General features: G+C 58.3%; 18 protein-coding genes and 1 pseudogene. 14 read left to right on the forward strand and 5 right to left on the reverse strand.

Annotated features, from left to right (window positions below; genetic code table 11):
• Nucleotides 1–9: 9 nt before the first annotated feature.
• Nucleotides 10–720, reverse strand: coding sequence for an SDR family NAD(P)-dependent oxidoreductase (locus QZ487_RS07435; protein ID WP_296023995.1), 711 nt, complete (start codon nucleotides 718–720; stop codon nucleotides 10–12).
• A gap of 119 nt (nucleotides 721–839) precedes the next feature.
• Between QZ487_RS07435 and sdhC the strand changes: the two genes are divergently transcribed.
• The 5 genes from sdhC to QZ487_RS07460 are packed head-to-tail and all read left to right on the forward strand — an operon-like array spanning nucleotide 840 to nucleotide 5,031.
• Nucleotides 840–1,223: a succinate dehydrogenase, cytochrome b556 subunit gene (sdhC, locus tag QZ487_RS07440; RefSeq protein WP_296023996.1), complete on the forward strand. Its 384-nt coding sequence runs from the start codon at nucleotides 840–842 to the stop codon at nucleotides 1,221–1,223.
• 11 nt (nucleotides 1,224–1,234) lie between these two features.
• On the forward strand, nucleotides 1,235–1,621 hold the full coding sequence (sdhD, locus tag QZ487_RS07445) for a succinate dehydrogenase, hydrophobic membrane anchor protein (protein WP_296023997.1): 387 nt from the start codon (nucleotides 1,235–1,237) through the stop codon (nucleotides 1,619–1,621).
• Entirely contained in the window at nucleotides 1,621–3,444 is a 1,824-nt protein-coding gene (sdhA, locus tag QZ487_RS07450; protein ID WP_296023999.1) for a succinate dehydrogenase flavoprotein subunit, read from the forward strand. The genes sdhD and sdhA overlap by 1 nt, the downstream gene beginning before the upstream one ends.
• 28 nt (nucleotides 3,445–3,472) lie before the next feature.
• The gene (locus tag QZ487_RS07455; RefSeq protein ID WP_296024000.1) at nucleotides 3,473–3,994 is read left to right on the forward strand and encodes a hypothetical protein; all 522 of its coding nucleotides are present in this window, start codon (nucleotides 3,473–3,475) and stop codon (nucleotides 3,992–3,994) included.
• 47 nt (nucleotides 3,995–4,041) lie between these two features.
• Entirely contained in the window at nucleotides 4,042–5,031 is a 990-nt protein-coding gene (locus QZ487_RS07460) for a C13 family peptidase (protein ID WP_296024001.1), read from the forward strand.
• 2 nt (nucleotides 5,032–5,033) lie between these two features.
• Here the strand turns inward: QZ487_RS07460 and QZ487_RS07465 are convergent, their stop codons facing one another.
• Nucleotides 5,034–6,578 (reverse strand): esterase-like activity of phytase family protein, encoded by a 1,545-nt coding sequence (locus QZ487_RS07465; RefSeq protein WP_296024003.1) that lies wholly within the window; start codon nucleotides 6,576–6,578, stop codon nucleotides 5,034–5,036.
• A 149-nt stretch (nucleotides 6,579–6,727) separates the two neighbouring features.
• Here QZ487_RS07465 and QZ487_RS07470 point away from each other — a divergent pair, with 149 nt between their 5' ends.
• From QZ487_RS07470 to creD, 3 genes are all read left to right on the forward strand, one after another.
• A complete protein-coding gene (locus QZ487_RS07470) occupies nucleotides 6,728–7,117 on the forward strand; it encodes a BlaI/MecI/CopY family transcriptional regulator (RefSeq protein WP_296024004.1) in 390 nt (129 codons plus the stop codon).
• Nucleotides 7,114–8,718 carry a M56 family metallopeptidase gene (locus QZ487_RS07475; protein ID WP_296024006.1) on the forward strand — a complete coding sequence of 535 codons (1,605 nt, stop codon included), beginning with the start codon at nucleotides 7,114–7,116 and terminating at the stop codon, nucleotides 8,716–8,718. The genes QZ487_RS07470 and QZ487_RS07475 overlap by 4 nt, the downstream gene beginning before the upstream one ends.
• Before the next feature lie 192 nt (nucleotides 8,719–8,910).
• Nucleotides 8,911–10,272 (forward strand): cell envelope integrity protein CreD, encoded by a 1,362-nt coding sequence (creD, locus tag QZ487_RS07480; RefSeq protein ID WP_296024007.1) that lies wholly within the window; start codon nucleotides 8,911–8,913, stop codon nucleotides 10,270–10,272.
• A 73-nt stretch (nucleotides 10,273–10,345) separates the two neighbouring features.
• Here the strand turns inward: creD and QZ487_RS07485 are convergent.
• Nucleotides 10,346–10,759 (reverse strand): annotated as a pseudogene (locus QZ487_RS07485) (neutral zinc metallopeptidase); the annotation flags it as partial.
• Nucleotides 10,760–10,910: 151 nt separating this feature from the next.
• On the opposite strand from QZ487_RS07485, the gene QZ487_RS07490 reads away from it, so the two are divergent.
• The 6 genes from QZ487_RS07490 to QZ487_RS07515 all read left to right on the forward strand — a co-directional run bounded on the left by QZ487_RS07490 (nucleotide 10,911) and on the right by QZ487_RS07515 (nucleotide 17,180).
• Complete coding sequence (locus QZ487_RS07490) at nucleotides 10,911–11,666, forward strand: 3-hydroxybutyrate dehydrogenase (protein WP_285975035.1); 756 nt, start codon at nucleotides 10,911–10,913, stop codon at nucleotides 11,664–11,666.
• Nucleotides 11,667–11,691: 25 nt separating this feature from the next.
• Nucleotides 11,692–13,164, forward strand: a complete 1,473-nt coding sequence (locus QZ487_RS07495; protein ID WP_296024008.1) for a M28 family peptidase — start codon at nucleotides 11,692–11,694, stop codon at nucleotides 13,162–13,164.
• 118 nt (nucleotides 13,165–13,282) lie between these two features.
• Nucleotides 13,283–14,737 (forward strand): IMP dehydrogenase, encoded by a 1,455-nt coding sequence (gene guaB / locus QZ487_RS07500; RefSeq protein ID WP_296024010.1) that lies wholly within the window; start codon nucleotides 13,283–13,285, stop codon nucleotides 14,735–14,737.
• 9 nt (nucleotides 14,738–14,746) lie between these two features.
• Nucleotides 14,747–15,925 (forward strand): RsmB/NOP family class I SAM-dependent RNA methyltransferase, encoded by a 1,179-nt coding sequence (locus tag QZ487_RS07505; protein ID WP_296024011.1) that lies wholly within the window; start codon nucleotides 14,747–14,749, stop codon nucleotides 15,923–15,925.
• A 16-nt stretch (nucleotides 15,926–15,941) separates the two neighbouring features.
• Nucleotides 15,942–16,484, forward strand: coding sequence for a tetratricopeptide repeat protein (locus QZ487_RS07510; protein WP_296024013.1), 543 nt, complete (start codon nucleotides 15,942–15,944; stop codon nucleotides 16,482–16,484).
• A 15-nt stretch (nucleotides 16,485–16,499) separates the two neighbouring features.
• Complete coding sequence (locus tag QZ487_RS07515; protein WP_296024014.1) at nucleotides 16,500–17,180, forward strand: glutathione S-transferase family protein; 681 nt, start codon at nucleotides 16,500–16,502, stop codon at nucleotides 17,178–17,180.
• On the opposite strand, the gene QZ487_RS07520 is transcribed toward QZ487_RS07515, so the two are convergent.
• Both QZ487_RS07520 and QZ487_RS07525 read right to left on the reverse strand, forming a co-directional pair.
• Nucleotides 17,177–17,650 (reverse strand): RNA pyrophosphohydrolase, encoded by a 474-nt coding sequence (locus QZ487_RS07520; protein ID WP_285975041.1) that lies wholly within the window; start codon nucleotides 17,648–17,650, stop codon nucleotides 17,177–17,179. The two genes, QZ487_RS07515 and QZ487_RS07520, sit on opposite strands and share 4 nt — an antisense overlap.
• A complete protein-coding gene (locus QZ487_RS07525; RefSeq protein ID WP_296024016.1) occupies nucleotides 17,647–18,609 on the reverse strand; it encodes an alpha/beta hydrolase in 963 nt (320 codons plus the stop codon). Before QZ487_RS07525 ends, QZ487_RS07520 begins: the two co-directional genes overlap by 4 nt.
• Nucleotides 18,610–18,763: the final 154 nt, after the last annotated feature.

The following is an 18,763-nucleotide window of genomic DNA, read 5'->3' on the forward strand; positions in this document are numbered from 1 at the left end:
GGAAGTGATTTAACGTACATAACTGGCTCCATTGGCGTCGATCACCGCGCCAGTCATGCTTTCCGGGGCATCAAGCGAGCAGAATTCGATAATACGTGCAATTTCAGCGGGTTCTGCCACACGTCCCAGCGGGATATCGCGCAACAGCTGTTCGCCCCCGCGGCTCTCCAGATAATCGCCCGCCATTGCGGTGTCGGTAAATCCCGGTGTGATTGCAAAACTCACAATCCGCTGCGCCGCGTAACCGCGCGCAATCGTCTTGTGCATGGCCAGCATCCCGCCTTTCGCCGCTGCATAGTGCCAATGTGCCGGCGAATCGCCGCGATATCCCGCGCGGCTTGCGACATGCACGATCCGGCCAGGAACTCCGCGATCCAGCCAGTGATTTACGGCAAAGCGACTTAGCTGTGCCGCAGCGGTCAAGTTGATCCGCAGCGTCTCTTCCCACCCATCCAGCCATTCAATATCGGAAGAATCGAGAGCGGTCGCCTTGAACAGCCCGGCATTGTTGACCAGCACATCGATATGTCCGTTCGCCCGGTCTAAAGCTTCTTCCCACAATATTTGTGGGGCAGAAGGTTGAGAGAAGTCTGCTGGAATTGTGTTTTCGTCAGCCGCGCTGGTCGCGTGGCCGATCACCTTTGCCCCGCGCTTTTCCAACGCTTCACGCGCTGCAGCACCGATTCCGCGGCTTGATCCGGTAAGGAGAATTGCACTCATTCGAACACCTATCTGAAACTTTGCAGCCCAAGTCGAGCGGAACTGGTTGAAAGGCGGGTTGTCACACGCGCTGTGGACGCTAAGTGGAGTTGCAACAGTGTTTACCGGACGAATTGAATATGTCGAACAACAGACCGCTCTCACCGCACCTCCAGATCTGGAAATGGGGCCCGCATATGCTGGTTTCCATCCTTCACCGGGTTAGTGGAGATGGAATGGCGCTGGTCGGGTTGTTTGTGCTGGTTTGGTGGCTTGGCGCGCTGGCAAGTGGGCCTGCCTATTACGAGACTTTCAGCGGGTTGATGGCGAGCATTCCAGGTTTCGTCGTTCTTGTCGGCCTGAGCTGGGCCTTTTTCACACATTTGATGAGCGGGCTTCGCCACTTTGTGCTCGATATCGGCGCGGGCTATGAGCTCAACACGAACAAGGTGTGGTCGATTGCCTCGCCGCTGATCGCCATCCTCCTGACAGCGGGCTTTTGGGCCCTCATCCTAAACAAGTAAGGCAGCTAGAAATGGCTCACGATACTCCTATCAAGCGCGTGCGCGGGCTGGGCTCGGCGCATCACGGCGCGCATCACTGGCTGGTACAACGCTTTACCGCCATCGGCAATCTGGTGCTCAGCATCTGGCTGATCGCCAGCATTATCGGTTTGCCTGATCTGAGCTACGCAACGGTCAGCAAATGGCTGGCTCAGCCAGTATCCGCGACGGCCATGATCTTGCTCGTTATCAGCACGTTCTGGCACGCGCGCCTTGGCCTGCAAGTTCTGATCGAAGATTATCTCCACAACTCCGGCACCAAGTTCGCTGCGCTCGCCGCGCTAAACCTCACCGTCATTGGCGGCGGTGCCTTCGCCATTTTCTCTGTTGCCAGCCTTGCCTTTGGAGGAGCCGCCTGATGGCCGACACCTCAGCTTACAAGATTATCGATCACACCTATGACGTTGTTGTTGTGGGAGCAGGCGGCTCTGGCCTGCGTGCGACCATGGGCGCTGCCGAAGCGGGCTTGCGAACCGCCAACATCACCAAGGTGTTCCCGACCCGTAGTCACACTGTGGCGGCCCAGGGCGGCATCGCCGCTTCGCTGGGTAACAACACGCCTGATCACTGGTCATGGCATATGTATGACACAGTGAAGGGGGCAGACTGGCTGGGTGATCAGGACGCGATTGAATATCTCGCTCGTGAAGCGCCAGCAGCGGTTTACGAGCTGGAGCATGCAGGCGTGCCCTTCAGCCGCAACGAAGATGGCACGATTTACCAGCGCCCGTTTGGCGGCCACATGCAGAATATGGGTGAAGGCCCGCCGGTGCAGCGTACTTGCGCTGCGGCTGACCGTACCGGCCACGCCATGCTTCACGCGCTGTATCAGCAGAGCCTGAAGTATGATGCGGACTTCTTCATCGAATATTTCGCGCTTGACCTGATTATGGCGGGCGAGGGCGCTGATCGGAAATGCGTCGGCGTGACCGCAATGCGCCTCGATGATGGCACGATCCATCGTTTCCGCGCGCAGTCCGTAGTGCTGGCAACCGGTGGTTATGGCCGCTGCTATTTCACCGCGACGTCTGCGCACACCTGCACTGGCGATGGTGGCGGCATGGTCCTCCGCGCCGGCTTGCCGCTGCAGGATATGGAGTTTGTACAGTTCCACCCGACCGGTATTTACGGCGCGGGCGTGCTGATCACAGAGGGCGCGCGCGGCGAGGGTGGTTACCTCACAAACAGCGAAGGCGAGCGCTTCATGGAGCGTTACGCTCCAAGTGCTAAGGACCTTGCATCGCGCGACGTTGTCAGCCGTTCGATGGCGCTGGAAATGCGCGAAGGCCGCGGCGTAGGCCCCGACGGTGACCACATCTACCTGCATCTGGATCACATTGATCCCAAGGTGCTGGGTGAGCGGCTGCCGGGGATCACCGAAAGCGGCAAGATTTTTGCCGGCGTTGATCTGACGCGAGAACCGCTGCCCGTAACGCCTACGGTGCACTACAATATGGGCGGCATCCCCTGTAATTATCACGGGCAGGTTGTGACACTCGGCCCTGATGGCGATCCGGATCATGTTGTGCCGGGGCTTTATGCCGTAGGCGAAGCGGCCTGCGTATCCGTACACGGCGCGAACCGCCTCGGTTCCAACTCGTTGATCGACCTGGTGGTGTTCGGCCGCGCAACCGGCTTGCACCTGAAAGACAACATCACGCCCAACGGCAAACAGGACGAACTGCCTGCGGACAGCGCGGAAATGTCACTGACGCGGCTTGATCACTTCCGTAATGCGGATGGTGGTTCACCGACCGCCGAAGTTCGCAGCGAAATGCAGAAGGCGATGCAAAAGCACGCGGCGGTGTTCCGCGACAGCAAGCTATTGTCCGAAGGTGTTGATGCGCTGAAATCCGTTAATAAGCGGATGGAAGATATCAAGGTGTTTGACCGCTCGCTGATCTGGAACAGCGATTTGATCGAGACGCTTGAGCTCGACAATCTGATGGCGCAGGCGAATGTTACCATGGCGTCGGCTGAAAACCGCAAGGAAAGCCGCGGTGCTCACGCGCATGAGGACTTCCCCGATCGTGACGATGCGAACTGGATGAAGCACACGATCGCATGGTTCGAAGGCTGGGGCGGCAATGGTGGCGCGGTGAAGATCGACTACCGTCCGGTGCACGAATACACGCTGACGGATGACGCCGAGTACATCAAGCCGAAGAAGCGGGTGTATTAGAGTTCAGGCGCGCGGTGGGAGGGCGCCTTTGACTTCCAAACCCGCACTGACAAAACGCCTAGACGGCTATTGGAAGATGGAGCTGGGCAATGTCTGGCTGCTTCCCGTCTGCATGGTGTGGGCGGCCTATTTCCTCGAGTATCCGTTGGGTTGGCTGAGCTGGACTTCAATGGTGCCTATGTGCGGTTTGCTGCTGCTTGGCGGGCTATACTGGCGCGCGAAGCTTCGGCTTCTTCAAGGCCAAAACCAACCATTGGCGATTCTTTTGCCATGGGCGCGCTCTTTGCAATGGCCGTTCGCCATCGCCAGTGCGATTGTGTGCGCACTTTGTCTGGCGAGCTGGATCACAGGTGAATTTGCCTTGTCTCTGGGCGACCGGATCACGGCCAGTATCGCTGCCTCGCTCGCGATGCTGGAGTATGTGAACTACTATCATCGCCAGTTGCAGCACTTTGACCATGCGGCGGACTGGAAACGGTTACTCGAAGGCAGAGGCTTCAGAGCGTCGCAAATGGCGACAGATTTGCAGCGTCTTCGTCAAAAGCGATAGGCATCAGGTCTTGACCAGAACGCTGTTCTCGCTGCACCTTCCCGGCTATGAAGAGGGGCGCTTTTTTCTCAATTGGTTTGGCAGCAGCGGTGGCGATCACAGCACCGGCGCTGGCACAAGAAGCGTCCACATCAGAAGACAACGCCTCCACTCATAGCGCGCGGTGGCCCAGCCTCGGCTCGGGCTCCACGCCACAAGACATGCAGCAGAGCCTGGAACAAGGGCCAGAGCTTAACCGCAATCTTTCCGCGCTCGATCTGCTCGAGCAGCGCCGAAGGCTGGACAGCGCTCTCGCAGCAATTGCGCCGCAGCGGGCGGGGCAGGTCGATGCATATGTCGTCGCGATCGCGCTCGACAGCGATCCGGTATTCGCTCGCGAGGCGCGCGAAGTCGGTGAGGTATTGAAGCATCGCTACAACGCCCAGGACCGGACGCTGGTTCTCGCCGGGCCTGACGGTGAAGATGATGGCCTGCCGCGCGGTTCGATCCGCTCGCTTTTGATCGCGCTCGCCAGCATCGCTGAAAAGATGGACCCGGCTGAAGACGTGCTGGTGCTCTATTCTACCAGCCACGGACTGCCACAAGGTCTGGCCTATCACTACGAAGATAGCGGCTATGGCGTGCTATCGCCCAAACTGCTGAAAGACACCTTCGCAGAGCTAGGAATCGAGAAACGCTTGCTGCTGCTCTCGGCATGCTACTCCGGAGTTTTCGTGCCAAAACTCGCAGGCGAGAACACCGCGATCATCACCGCGTCGGCTGACAATCGCACGTCTTTTGGCTGTCAGCCAGACAATGACTGGACGTTTTTCGGAGACGCGCTGGTCAACCGCGCAATGCGAAAGCCGCAAACGCTACTGATGGCGCACCGCGAAGCTGTGCTTTCGATAGCGGATTGGGAATCACGCATGCGGTTGCCCGCCAGCTTGCCGCAGGCGCGGATCGGCAATGGGGCGATGAGCTGGCTCAGCGCAATCGAAGCGAGCATGCCGCGGGTCGCGACAGTGCCCACTGGCAAGCCGGCTATGGGCGAATAAAACTATTCTGCCGCGTCAACGCGCCGCACATTTACGATCTCAATTGGCTTCGCAAGCATCTGGCCTTTGAGGAAGCCTTCGCCTTTGTCCGGATCGGTGGGCGTAGCGTGAATTGCGTGAACGACATCAATCCCGCCCACTACATAGCCAAACACGGCAAAGCCGGGGCGGCGACCGGGGTCATCAGATTCCGGATAGGCATCCAGCCCGCGTTGATCGCGGATCATGATCGAGAAGTCACCTGTCGCGCTGCCCGGTTCAAACCGCGCCATCGACAGTGCGCCATCGGTGTGGCTGAGCCCGGTTTCATTGGTCGGTTCGTGAGTAATGCCGTCAAGTATCCGTCGCGGATCGTTTTGTGTTCCACATTGCAGGAAGCCGCTCAGCTCCTGGCCGCCTGTCACCCGCATCGCGCGATAGCATTTGGTGTTGTCGTATCGATCTTCATCGACATAGCGCAGGAAGTTGGCGGCAGTAATCGGTGCGCGTTCAGTCTCGAGCGAGACCGTGATGTCACCCATGGAAGTTTCCAGCACGACCAGTTCGGTTGCATAGACCTTTGGCGGGACGCCCGGAGCAGTCGCGGCGCGCTGACTGACCTGAAATTTCATCAGCAAGGTCCGCTGATCGCTGGAGAAATTGTTGTCTGATACAATGTAGAGAAAGGTCTCTTCGCCTTCTTCGCGCACCGCGATCCCTTCGAAATTGTCGATCGAAAGCGACGTGTCCCAGACGGCGAGTGTCTCATCCAGTCCGTCCGGACCGATTGCGATGATTGCAGCCGAATTTCCGAGTTCCCGAGACCAGCTGCGGAAGAGTACGAAACACACACCATTGCTCGCGCAATCGGCATCGGTCGGGACACCTCCGCGCGTGTCCAGCGGAGCTGGGGGCTCGAGCTCGAAATTGACTAGACCAACATTGTCTTTCAGCACACAGTTTGGCTGCGCTTCGCCCGCCCATTCGCCGCACGCAAGGTAGCCGTTCGACGTTACTGCCAGCGTTTCCAGACCGCTGTTTGATGGCGCATTGGCAACATGCGTGACGGCCTCATAGGCGGCAGGTTCCGCTGGCCCCGCCAAGCTGGCATAGCGCCAAACTCGGTGATCCTGTTCAAACGATACCAGCCAGCCACCATCGCTAGAGCGGGTTATCGCTTCGGCATCGCTGTCGGCTTTCCCGCGCAGGGGCTTTCCACGCTCGTCATTCAGTGCGCCGACTTCGATCTCGATCAAATCGACGAGTGTGCCGCGGATCTCGTCTGTTTCGATGGTCAACCAGCGCCCGTCATCCATCACGCCAACCAAATGTCCGTCGTGCCATTCCAGGCCCGATATCCCGCCGATTTCCAGTTCGCCGGCTTCGATTTCCAGACCGCCACGATAGATCAGCTCACCGAGTTTGACGTTGTCGGCATCATTGGGGTCAAGCGAAACCGGCAAGGTCTCGGGCATCACTGTGCCTGTTTCCGCGAAGGAGGGGGCGTGCATAACAGCGGCCGTTGCCGCAACGCCGAATGCGAGTGGGAGTGCTAACTTCCAAGTCATTCATCCATCGTGGTCGGTCGCTCGCAGAGTTTCAACCCCTGTAATTCGCCGTTAATCCACGCTTCGTGTTTACAGCCGTAGTCGAAATGACTACAGACGTAATCGTCAATTCGTAACCGGACTGATCGAGCGTCTATCGGAGGAAGCAAATGGGACAGGGTAGTAACGCAAAACCCGAACGCATTAGCGAGGCCGAGCACGCCGTTATGGAGGTGCTGTGGGATAGAAACCCGGCAACCGCCGCTGATGTATCGGATGCGCTGGCACAGAATCGCGGCTGGAGCCTGGCCACAGTCAAAACGCTGCTCGGGCGACTGGTCCAGAAGCACGCCATTTCTGCCAGTCCAGACGGCAGGCGCTATCTCTATACGCCGCTGATCGAACGCTCGGACTATATCGGAACCGAGACCAAAAGGCTGGTCGACCGGCTGTTCGGAGGTCGTGCCGCCTCACTGGTGGCGCATCTGGCCGATCAGGAAGCGCTGACAGAAGATGATCTGACGGAAATCGAAGCCCTGTTGAAGGAGCTGAAACGATGATGGACTGGCTAACCGATACATTCATTTGGACCGCGGCATTGATTGCGCTGGTCCTGCTCATTCGTCGCCCTGTGGCACGGCATTTCGGCCCCCAAGCGGCCTATGCACTGTGGGCTCTGCCGCTGATAAGGTTGGTTCTCCCCCCACTGACCTTGCCCGCATGGATGGCGCCGTCGGAGCCAGCAACTGCGCTTGCGACTGAGGTTGAGCCACTTGATGTCTTTGCGCTTGTCGCTGAGCGCAACGCTATTCCTTTTCCAGGGTCAGACGTAACTCTCAGCCAGCCCTTGCTGCCGTTCAATCTTTCAGAATTCGTGCTGGCCATTTGGCTGGCGGGTGCTGCGACATTCCTTTTCCTGCGCTTCCGAGCCTATAGCCGGATGCGGCAGGAGCTTCTGGCCGAAGGACGCGACGTCGGCCAGGCCGGCAAGGTGCGCCTGATCGAAACCCCTTTGACCAGCGCGCCCCTTGCCTTCGGCGTAATCGACAAAGTTGTGGCGCTGCCCGAAGGTTTCATGGCCAGTTGGTATCGTGATGCCCGAGATCTGGCGCTGGCACATGAGTTGGCACACCACAAAGGGCACGATCTTGCAATTAACATGGCTGTGCAGCCCCTGTTCGCGCTGCATTGGTTTAATCCACTTGGCTATCTTGGCTGGCTCGCGCTGCGGCGTGACCAGGAAGCGGCCTGTGACGCGCGCGTGATTGCGAAGCGCGCGAAGGAAGACCGCGCGACCTATGCGCAAGTGATCGCCAGTTTTGCTGCCGGACCCAATGTAGCGCTTGCTGCGCCGATGACGTGCCCAGTGCTCGGGGACAAATCGATAATTCACCGTTTGAGGAGCCTTAAAATGAACAATCAATCAACTAAGCGCCGCATGGCTGGACGCGGCCTATTGGCTGCTGCCTTGGTTGCCTTGCCGCTAACGGCGACTGTCACCTATGCTGACAGCACGAGCTTTGACGATGTGTTTGCCGATGTGCCGGCACCGCCAGCACCTCCAACACCCCCGACACCAGGTACAGCCGTTCCGGCACCTCCTGCGCCGCCCGCTGCGCCCGAAGCGCCCGAGGCTCCTGAAGTTGAAGAGAACGTATGGGTTGAGAAAGACGAAGACGGCGTTGAACGCCGATATGTCATCCGCAAGGCGGTGCATGTCGATGGCCAGCATGACGACCACGAGGTGCATCGCGAAGTAAAGAAGTACCGCATCGTGCGGGTCCAGCGCGAAGGTGAAGGGCTTACCGAAGAGGAAAAGCGCGAAATCCTGATCGAAGTTCGCGAAGGATTAGAAGAAGCGGATGTTGCTCTGAGGGAAGCATTCGCAGAACAGAGCATGGCGTTCGCAGAGCTAGAGAATGGTGAAGGCAACTTCACCGTTGTTGAAGTCAACTGCCACACCGGAGGCAAGGGCAAGAAGCTGATGCAGGACGGTGAGGAAGTGACTGTGATTTGCAAAAGTGAAATCATGGCCAGCGCACTGTCCGGACTGAAAGAGGCTCGCAAAGCGCTCGCAAGCAACCCCGAAATGCCAGAGGATATGCTCAAGGAAGTGATCGCGGCATTGGATGAGAAGATCGCAGCCTGGGAAAGCCGCTGATTCGCATGAGCTAGACCCATCATACTGTTTAAGCGGTGTGATGAATGAAGAGCGGGGGTGTACGGCCACTCCCGCTCTTTTTTGTTTGAGCTGCTTTTGGGCATTCACAACACATTCATTTCATCGTTCACAAAGCACGGTTCATCGCAAGAATAAGGAGGATAAACTGTGCTGAAGAACCGCTCCCCGGGAATGAAACTACTGATTGTCGCGCTGATAGGTGGCGCGCTGATCATACCGTTATTGTTTGTCTACGGATTGGTCAGTGATCGCCAGCATCAGGCGCGGGAAGCGCAGGATTCGATAGCTGCAGGTTGGGCCGGCGCACAGGCCGTTTCCGGCCCGGTGCTGATGCTACCCTACAGTAAAGATCACATCACAACGGAGATTGTCGAAGGCCGAAGCATGCGCCGTACCGTGCGCGAGCGGCACAATCTCTTTCTCTCTCCGGAACAGCAAAGCGTTGAAGCGCAGATTGACCCGCAGGTGAAGGAGCGCGCGATCTATCGTTCGGTTCTGTATCGCGCTTCAATCAACGGTTCGGCACGTTTCGAATTGCCCGATGATCTGACCGGGCTTGGCATCGATCGTCAGGACCTGTTGCTTGATGAAGCTGAGTTGCGTTTCGGAATGAGCGATCCCCGCGGTTTGCAAACTGATGCGCGGCTGGTTGTAAACGGAGACGCAATGGAGCTGCACCCAGGGCGCGGGCCAGCCTCAAGCGGTGGGACAGGTGTACATGCTATGCTCGATTGGACGGGTGGTGAGACACTTGACCTGCAATGGTCCTACAGCCTGCGCGGCAGCCGCAGCTTCGGCTTTGTACCGCGCGGTCAGTCGACTGAATGGACCGTCACTTCAAGCTGGGCGCACCCGAGCTTCGTTGGCAGCTTTCTGCCTGATGCCGATGCCGCGCAGATCAGTGACGAGGGTTTCTCCGCTAGCTGGTCCATCTCCAATCTGGCCCTGGGGCAACCGATGGTATCGCAAAATGACTTCGGCCCGGCACAGTTCGAGCAATCACCGGTCGAGGTTGCAAGTGACAATGGTGCCAGCAAAATGGCGACGATCCGATTGGTCGAGCCGGTTGATCTCTACAGCCTGGTTGACCGTTCCGTGAAGTATGGCTTCCTGTTCATCGGCTTCACATTTCTGGCCTTCCTGATGTTTGACATTATTGGCGGCGCGAAAGTTGCGAGCGCAGAATATCTTCTGAGTGGCGCTGGCCTGATCCTTTTCTTCGTTATGCTGCTGGCATTTGCAGAGATGATCGGGTTCGCTTGGGCATACATTGTCGCCAGTGGTGCGATTATCGGATTGCTCACCAGCTATAGCGCTGCGGTGCTGAAAAGCTGGCGCCGCGCGAGCATGATCGGTGGCTTGCTCGTGGGCCTGTATGTCATGCTCTACGTACTGCTGAACCTCGAAGGCCTATCGCTAGTGATCGGTTCAGTGATCCTGTTCTTTGCACTGGCAGGGGTGATGTACACGACCCGCGATATCGACTGGAGCGATGGTGGTAGCAACGACGGCGAAGTGACTGGCTACGCCTGATTCGCGCGGCTGAATCGGAAAGAATGGGGCGGGGGTGTCAATTGCTCCCGCCCTTTCCCGTTTGGCTACCCGATCAGTCGAACTGGAAGTAGCGGTCGCAGACAGAATCGTCCGCACTCTCTAGCCCCGCGCGCAAAGCGTCCATGCGCTCTGCACTTGTTCCATGCGTGAAACCTTCGGGATTGATCCGCTGACCGGCATTGCGTTGCAGCGTATCATCCCCGATCGAGCTGGCCGCGCGCATCCCTTCTTCCAGATCGCCGCGCTCGATCAGCTGGCGGTTCTTGCGTGCCCACACACCAGCATAGCAATCCGCCTGCAATTCCATGCGAACCTGCAGCTCGTTTGAACGCCGCGGGTTCTGCTGCTGCGCGCTGCGAACTTGCGCCGCGAGGCCGGTCAGGTTCTGGATATGGTGACCATATTCATGCGCGATGACATAAAGCCGCGCAAAATCGCCTCCTGTTCCCGCCATCTGTGCCAGCTGAAATCTTTGATGTGTCGAACCTGCGCAGCTTCATCCTCAATCCCTCCGATTCGCCGAATTGCCCCTTGTTTTGGTGGTTTTAACGCTGGACAGGCGCGCGCGTTACGCCAAAAGCTGTAGTCCGAATCGTATCGTGCAACAGGGGAAACTGATGTTCCTTCAGGGAAAACGCGCTCTGGTAACCGGATCCACCTCGGGAATCGGGCTTGCGATTGCGCGGGCCTTGAGCAGCGAAGGCGCAGAAGTGATCCTGAATGGTTTCGGTGACAGGTCCGAGATTGCGTCACTATGCGATGAAATGGGTGCGACGCATTCGGCCGCCAATCTGCTCGACCCGTCCGATATCGAGGCAATGATGGCGGACGCGGGTGAAATCGACATCCTTGTCAATAATGCCGGAATGCAGCACGTCTCGCCGGTCGAAGAATTCCCGCAAGACAAGTGGGACGCGATCATAGGGCTCAACCTTAGCGCGGTGTTCCACACTACGCGGCACGCGGTGCTTGGCATGAGGGCAAAGGGTTGGGGACGGATCATCAACACGGCCTCTGCGCATTCCAAAACGGCGTCACCGTTCAAAAGCGCATATAATGCGTCGAAACACGGCGTGGACGGTTTCACCAAGACTATCGCGTTGGAGCTTGCGCAGACCGGCGTGACTGCCAACTGCATTTCGCCTGGTTATGTATGGACACCGCTGATCGAAGGGCAGATCCCAGATACGATGAAAGCGCGCGGGCTTAGCCGCGAAGAAGTGATCAATGATGTGTTGCTGGCCAAGCAACCGACCAAGAAATTTGTGCAACCGCATGAGATTGGCGCGCTGGCGGTGTTCCTTTGCCGTGAAGAGGCGGGCAATGTAACCGGTGCGAACTGGAGCATCGATGGCGGCTGGACCGCTGAATAACGGATTTGAGGCTTTGGGGGCCATAATGATCGAGAGACGAACTTTTGCTGCCTTCGCAATCGCATTGACTTTATCGGCTTGCGCAAGCACTGGCCTCAAAGTTTCGGATTCAGAGTTCACCTCGCTCGAAAACAGGATCGATCAGCATATCAGCGTTCTGGCCAGCGATGAGTTTGCAGGTCGCAGACCCGGCACAATTGGCGAGACGAAAACGCTTGATTACATGCGGTCGGTGCTAGAGCCGGCTGGCTTTGTTTCAGGCACGAATGACCCGGCCAATCCATGGAATGCACCAGTCTTGTTGGCCAATATCAAAGGCGAAAGCGCCCTCGCGCAGTTCAAGATCGGAAGGCGCGTGATTCCAGTCGATCCCGAAGCGATTGCCGCTGCTACGGAAGCGCGCCGAGCCTTGATGGAAGACGCGGACACGTTGTTCGTGGGTTATGCCGATGGTGACGTTGACGAGGCGGTTGTGAGCGAGCGTGTCGTGATCATGTTAAGCGATCCGGGAAAAAGCCCGGCACGCCGGGCTGCGCTGCAAGAGAAAGGCCCGGTTGCAGTTGTGACAGTAGTGGAGTCGGCAGAAAGCACCGCGCAAATCCGCCAATTCCAGATGCGAGATAGGCTAGCCCTCGCATCGCAAGCGGACGAAAATGTTTCTGTCTTTATGGCCCGGGAAGTTCTTGCAAACGTTCTGGGTGAAACGAGATGGGCTGAACTGCTGGAATTGGCCGATGCGAGCAAGGGTGCCAATGACTTTGTGCCGATACCGCTGAGCGCCAAATTGACCCTCGACATACGTACAGACAGGCGTGAAGTGCCATCGCGCAATTTCCTCGCCAAGCTTCCCGGGACAAACCCTGATGCCGGAGCGGTGTTGCTTCTGGGCCATTGGGACCATTTCGGCGAATGTGGACCGGAAGGTGCTGAGGACCGGCTTTGCAATGGCGCGGTCGACAATGCCAGCGGGATTGGCCTGATGATGGAGCTTGGCAAGCGTCTGGCAGCTGGCGAACCGATGGAGCGCGATCTCTACATCCTTGGGACGACGGCAGAGGAGTGGGGCTTGTTGGGTGCGCAAGCCTTTGCAGATCAACCGCCGCTGCCGCTCGAAAATATCGTCGCGGCATTCAATTTCGACACCGTGGCGATTTCGCCCAGAGGTAGCCCGGTCGGCTTTATCGGCGAAGGGCGAACGCCGCTTGATGCGATCATAAAGGAAGCAATCAACGATATAGGACGTGAGTTAGCGCCACGTGAGCTGTCAGAGCCGTTCTTGCAGCGTCAGGACGGCTGGGCGTTGCTGCAGCGTGACGTGCCGTCAGTGCTATTGTCCAATGCATTCGGTTCAGAGGAGAAACTGACCGAGTTTCTTTCGGGGGACTATCATCAGGCATCCGATAACCCCGGCGATATCGAGCTAGGCGGAGCGGTGGATGACCTTCTGTTGCACGAGTTGCTGATCCGCCGGGTGGCCGATAGCGCGGTGTATCCCTAGGTGTAGCTTTTCCCGTAGATGCCTCGGGGGCAAAAAAGGCCGCTCCTACCACTAGCGATTTGCACGAGGTGCGGTTACATGGGCCGCCACGAATCTGCAGATGACGAAAGTGGTGCATATGGATATCCCCCTCGGCTTGACCTTTGACGACGTGCTCTTGCGCCCGGCCGAAAGCGATATCTTGCCATCAATGGCGAACACCGCGACGAAGCTGACCCGTGATATCTCGCTCAACATTCCGGTGATATCTTCCGCGATGGACACGGTTACCGAAGCTGACATGGCAATTGTCATGGCTCAGCTTGGCGGGATTGGTGTGTTGCATCGCAATCTCGATATTGCAGAGCAATGCGCTGCTGTCCGCACGGTAAAACGTTTCGAGAGCGGCATGGTCGTCAACCCGATTACGATCACACCGGATGCCACGCTGGGTGATGCACAGGCATTGATGGATCTGCACCGTATCAGCGGGATTCCGGTCACGGATGCTTCAAGCAAGCTGGTCGGTATTCTGACGAATCGCGACGTGCGCTTTGCCGAAAACCCCATGCAGCCTGTGCGCGAATTGATGACAACGGAAAATCTGGCGACTGTACCGCTCGGGACCGGACAAGAAGAAGCCCGCCGGCTGCTACATCAACGCCGGATCGAAAAACTGCTTGTTGTCGATGATGACGGGCATTGCGTGGGCCTGATTACAGTCAAAGACATCGAGAAAGCTGTCAATTATCCGCGCGCAACCAAGGATACAGCGGGCCGCCTGCGTGTGGCAGCGGCAACTACGGTTGGTGACAAGGGCTTTGAACGCACTGAAGCTTTGATCGACGCGGAAGTGGACGTGGTGGTGATCGACACCGCTCATGGCCATAACAAGGATGTCGCGCGCGCTGTTGAACGCGCCAAGAAACTTTCGAACTCGGTCCAGGTTATTGCAGGCAATGTCGCCACTGCAGAGGCCACTCGTGCGCTGGTCGACGCGGGTGCAGACGCAGTGAAGGTTGGCATTGGCCCCGGCTCGATCTGTACGACCCGCGTGGTTGCCGGCGTCGGTGTGCCTCAATTGACCGCGGTTATGGAAAGCGCGGCAGAAGCGGCCAAGTCAGGCATCCCAGTGATCGCCGATGGCGGACTGCGCACTTCGGGCGATGCGGCCAAGGCTCTGGCGGCAGGCGCTTCGACGGTGATGGTCGGTTCTATGCTGGCAGGAACCGCTGAAAGTCCCGGCGAAACCTTCCTGTACCAAGGGCGCAGCTACAAGGCCTATCGCGGCATGGGCAGCGTGGGGGCAATGGCACGCGGCAGCGCGGATCGCTATTTCCAGGCGGATGTCTCCGCGATGAAGCTGGTGCCAGAGGGCATTGAAGGCCAGGTGCCGTTCAAAGGCCCGGCCGCAGATGTGATTCACCAGCTGGTTGGCGGCGTGAAAGCTGCGATGGGCTACACCGGCTCTGCAACGATCGAAGACTTGCAGAAACGCGCGAAATTTGTGCGGATCACCGGTGCCGGGCTTTCCGAAAGCCATGTCCACGATGTCGCGATCACCCGCGAAGCGCCGAACTATCCGACACGTTAGAGCCATACGATGACCCCCGCGGCACGTGTGCAAGCGGCAATCGAGCTGCTCGATCAAATCATCGATGCGGCGAAAAGCAAAGGTGCGCCCGCAGACCGCTTGATTGCAAACTATTTCAAGCAGCGTCGCTATGCCGGATCGAAGGATCGCCGCGCCGTGCGCGAGCTAGTTTATGCAGCAGTGCGGGCTTGCGGGCCCATTCCCGTTAGCGGACGGGCAGCGATGTTGCGTCTGGCAGAGCAAGACGACACGATCGCAGCATTGTTTGATGGCTCGGCACACGCAGCGGCGGCGATTGGCGATGAAGAGAAGCCAGCACCAGACGGTGTGGCGCCCGATTGGCTGACACAAGCTCTTACCGCGTCCGGGATCGATCAAAACGAGGCCGCCGCGCTGCTCGATCGCGCGCCGCTCGACATTCGCGTGAACACGCTCAAGGCAGACCGCTCAGGCATAGAACTTCCCGAGACCGGCGGGCCGCTCGCGGCATCGCAGGCTCTGCGTTTTTCAACCGGTACTTCGGTCGAGCAATGGCCGGCCTATCGCGATGGTCGGATCGAAGTGCAGGACCACGGCAGCCAGCTGGTGTGTGAGGCGTTTTCGGCCAGACCAGGCGAGACCGTGGTCGATCTGTGCGCCGGGGCAGGGGGAAAATCGCTCGCGCTAGCATCGGCCATGCAAAACCAGGGCCGCTTGCTGGCATGTGATACCAATCGCGGTCGATTGTCACGGCTTGCTCCGCGTGCGGAACGGGCAGGGGCTGGTCTGATCGAAACTCTGTTGCTCAATCCTGATCGCGAATTGGAAATGCTGGCTGAGTGGCGCGGTGTTGCCGATGCCGTGTTGGTGGATGCGCCGTGTTCGGGGACTGGCACATGGCGACGCAATCCAGAAGCACGCTGGCGCCTGGACGAGGGTGAATTAACCAGGCTCACTTTTCTGCAGGACCGGCTGATTGATATCGCAGCCGCGATGGTAAAACCGGGCGGCCGGATCGGTTTTGTCACATGCTCTTTGCTGGATGTCGAAGGGAAGGATCGGATCGCTGCGGCGCTGGAGCGGCATCCAAAGCTCAAACCGATCGACATCGCACTGCCGCTGGGTCGCGCGCATGGGGCGGGTGTTCGTCTTTCTCCTGCTCATGACGGCACTGATGGCTTTTTTGTCGCCATGCTGCGCGCCGGGTGATAGCCAGTAAGGCATCATGACTGTCGTTTCAGTCCCAGAACTGCGCAACAAATTCTCGCGAGCTGCCCGGTTGGGTCCTGCTTTTGCGGCGCTCTTTCTGGTTTTTGCATTGTCAAACAGCGTTGGCAGTTTGAGCAAGCCGCCGCCAGATCCCCGCGCGATGATGATGGTGCAGGAAGGTCAGCTGGCGTTGTCGCGCGGCGACACCGACGGCGCAATCGACGCGTTTGAGGCCGCGTTGGCACTCGATCCGGGCTTCGACGAGGCTTTCGTCGCGTTGGCCGATGCGACACGGGCGCAAGGTCTGACGGGTAAATCGATCGATTACTATCGCCGGGTTCTGGAAGGTGACCCGCGACATTTCGGAGCGCTGGCAGGAGAAGGACAAGCGCTTGCCCAAAAGGGCGCGCTGGCGAAGGCGCGGCGTAATCTGGCAGTTCTTCAGAGCCTGTGTGGCGCGAATTGCCCCGAAACAGTTGGTCTAAGGATGGCTATCAATGCCGGCCCGTCGGCCTCGTTGGCGGCGGAAGATGCCGGGGCGGCCCCTTTGAGCAATTAGACAGAAGGATCAAGGATGCTGACACTCCACCATCTTGAATATTCGCAAAGCTTCCGGATTCTCTGGCTGCTCGAGGCATTGAGTGCAGAGTACGAGCTAAAATCCTACAACCGCAATCCGGAGACCAATCTCGCCCCGGATGATTACAAGGCTCTGTCCCCGCTTGGCACAGCTCCGGTGATTACTGACGGTGAGGTGGTCCTTGCAGAGAGCAATGCGATCATAGACTACATTCTGGATTCCTATCCAGACAGCAAGTTGAACCCGAAAGCTGGCCATAAGGATCGCGTAAGGCACCTGTTCTGGTACCATTCCTCACCCGGGTCACTCATGCCGCTGCAGAGTATAGAGATGGTGCTCAGATTGCTGGAAATGCGTTCGCCTTGGCCGATCAGCTCGCTTTTGAAGGCTGTGTTCGGTCAGGTTCGAAAGATGTTTCTGAACCCGCGCATGCAGGCGCTGCTGGGTGAGATGGAAAAGGACCTTGGTGCCCAGCCATACTTTGGCGGAGACAATTTGACCGCTGCTGACATCACGCTGGCCTATCCGATGTATGCGGCGCGCGATAAAGGCGCGTTCGAAGGCGGCTATCCCAACATCAATGCATGGTTTGGGCGGATTGAGGCGTTGGATTCGTTCAAGTCAGCACGCGCCAAGGACAATCGGGAGCGGATTGCATTTCGCTTTGCAAACTAGATCAGATCGCCGAACTCTCGCACTAAGGCGCGATAGACATCGCGTTTGAACGGAACGATCAGATCCGGCAATTGCGTCGGCTCAACCCATTGCCATTCAGCAAACTCGGGCGGGTCATGCGCCTCCAGATTGACATCATCGTCCGAGCCAGAAAACCGGCCCAGGAACCAATGTTGTTCCTGCCCGCGATACTTCCCGCCCCATAGTTTTCCGATCAGTTCATCGGGCAAATCATAGCGCAAGGGCTCACGCGTTTGCGCAATGATATCCACCAGATGTGTGCCGATCCCGGTCTCTTCATGAAGCTCGCGCAGCGCCGCTTCCCTTGTATCTTCGCCCGGGTCGATCCCGCCCTGCGGCATCTGCCATGCGCCCAGATGCTGCGAGTCGATCCGCTGCCCGACGAATACTTGGCCATGCTTGTTTGTGAGCATGAATCCGGCGCACAGCCGGTAAGCGGCCGCGCTCATGCAAAGGCTCCGAGCATCAGTTTCATTGCCGCAAACATGCGCTCCGTTTCATGCTGATAGCTTGGTACGGCCTGCCGCAGATTGGTAAAGCTATGCGTGCCGCCGCGCACTTCCAGATGGACATGATCGATCCCGGCCGCGCTCAACGCCGCGCCATAGTCGCGACCTGAATCGCGGATCGGATCGAGGCTGGCTGTGACAAGGACTGTTGGCGGTGCTGTGCTGTGGTCGCCCAGTATCGGTATCGCGCGCGGATCATTGCGGTCAGGCGCATAAGCGGCATCGAAAAATTCGACCGCACCCTTTGTCAAAACGAAGCCCTCTGCGAACTCCTCCAGACTGGCTGAGCCCATTGCATCGCTGGCGAGCGGGAAGATCGGCACTTGCAGCACAACGGGAACGTCTGCTGGCTTTGCCGCCAGTTGCTGGCTCACCACGATGGTCGCATTGCCGCCCGCGCTGTCACCGATCGGGATCAGGCCGGTTGCCTTGCGCCCTAATGCCTCAGGCGAAGTCGCAATCCAGCGCGTGGCGGCCTCGCAATCGTCAATCGCCGCGGGGAAGGGATGTTCGGGAGCGCGGCGATAATCGACCGCCACCACTGGCAAATCCATCTGGTGCGCAATTTCAGTGCAGAGGTTGTGGTGTGTATCCAGATCGCCAATGACAAAGCCGCCGCCGTGGTAGAATACGATGACGGGGCCAGGCTCTCTGGTGTCGCGAGCATCATACAGTCGCAATCCGATTTCGCCGCCCGAGGGATTGTCTGTACCGGGGTAACTCAGATCCTTGATGACCGCCAGATCGCGTGGCGGCGCATCCGCCATTCCATGCAGCGCCACATAGCTTGCGCGCGCTTCCTCAAGCGTCATTTCAGCAATTGGAACACCGCCCATAGCCGCAAGTCCATCGAGGAAAGCTTTCACATCGGGGCGGATAAAAGGTGTCTCTGCGGCCATTCAATGCTCTTTCTTGCTGTGCTTTTTGTCAGGTTAGAGGGGACAAACGCGCTTTTCCACTCAACACTTGTGCACATAGGAGAAAAACTTCATTGCGAGAGGAGAGGGTGGAGAATACTTGCCAGCTTCAATAGGGACTGCGCCGGATCTTGCG

Origin of the sequence: uncultured Altererythrobacter sp. (assembly GCF_913057185.1) — a bacterium.
GTDB lineage: Bacteria > Pseudomonadota > Alphaproteobacteria > Sphingomonadales > Sphingomonadaceae > Erythrobacter > Erythrobacter rubellus.

Coding starts and splice junctions, on each gene's coding strand:
- sdhD (WP_296023997.1), top strand. CDS start 1,235: ATGGCTCACGATACTCCTATCAAGCGCGTGCGCGGGCTGGGCTCGGCG.
- QZ487_RS07505 (WP_296024011.1), top strand. CDS start 14,747: ATGACCCCCGCGGCACGTGTGCAAGCGGCAATCGAGCTGCTCGATCAA.
- QZ487_RS07460 (WP_296024001.1), top strand. CDS start 4,042: ATGAAGAGGGGCGCTTTTTTCTCAATTGGTTTGGCAGCAGCGGTGGCG.
- QZ487_RS07470 (WP_296024004.1), top strand. CDS start 6,728: ATGGGACAGGGTAGTAACGCAAAACCCGAACGCATTAGCGAGGCCGAG.
- QZ487_RS07435 (WP_296023995.1), bottom strand. CDS start 720: ATGAGTGCAATTCTCCTTACCGGATCAAGCCGCGGAATCGGTGCTGCA.
- QZ487_RS07490 (WP_285975035.1), top strand. CDS start 10,911: ATGTTCCTTCAGGGAAAACGCGCTCTGGTAACCGGATCCACCTCGGGA.
- QZ487_RS07520 (WP_285975041.1), bottom strand. CDS start 17,650: ATGAGCGCGGCCGCTTACCGGCTGTGCGCCGGATTCATGCTCACAAAC.
- sdhC (WP_296023996.1), top strand. CDS start 840: ATGTCGAACAACAGACCGCTCTCACCGCACCTCCAGATCTGGAAATGG.
- QZ487_RS07475 (WP_296024006.1), top strand. CDS start 7,114: ATGATGGACTGGCTAACCGATACATTCATTTGGACCGCGGCATTGATT.
- guaB (WP_296024010.1), top strand. CDS start 13,283: ATGGATATCCCCCTCGGCTTGACCTTTGACGACGTGCTCTTGCGCCCG.
- sdhA (WP_296023999.1), top strand. CDS start 1,621: ATGGCCGACACCTCAGCTTACAAGATTATCGATCACACCTATGACGTT.
- QZ487_RS07510 (WP_296024013.1), top strand. CDS start 15,942: ATGACTGTCGTTTCAGTCCCAGAACTGCGCAACAAATTCTCGCGAGCT.
- QZ487_RS07465 (WP_296024003.1), bottom strand. CDS start 6,578: ATGACTTGGAAGTTAGCACTCCCACTCGCATTCGGCGTTGCGGCAACG.
- QZ487_RS07525 (WP_296024016.1), bottom strand. CDS start 18,609: ATGGCCGCAGAGACACCTTTTATCCGCCCCGATGTGAAAGCTTTCCTC.
- QZ487_RS07515 (WP_296024014.1), top strand. CDS start 16,500: ATGCTGACACTCCACCATCTTGAATATTCGCAAAGCTTCCGGATTCTC.
- QZ487_RS07495 (WP_296024008.1), top strand. CDS start 11,692: ATGATCGAGAGACGAACTTTTGCTGCCTTCGCAATCGCATTGACTTTA.
- creD (WP_296024007.1), top strand. CDS start 8,911: ATGAAACTACTGATTGTCGCGCTGATAGGTGGCGCGCTGATCATACCG.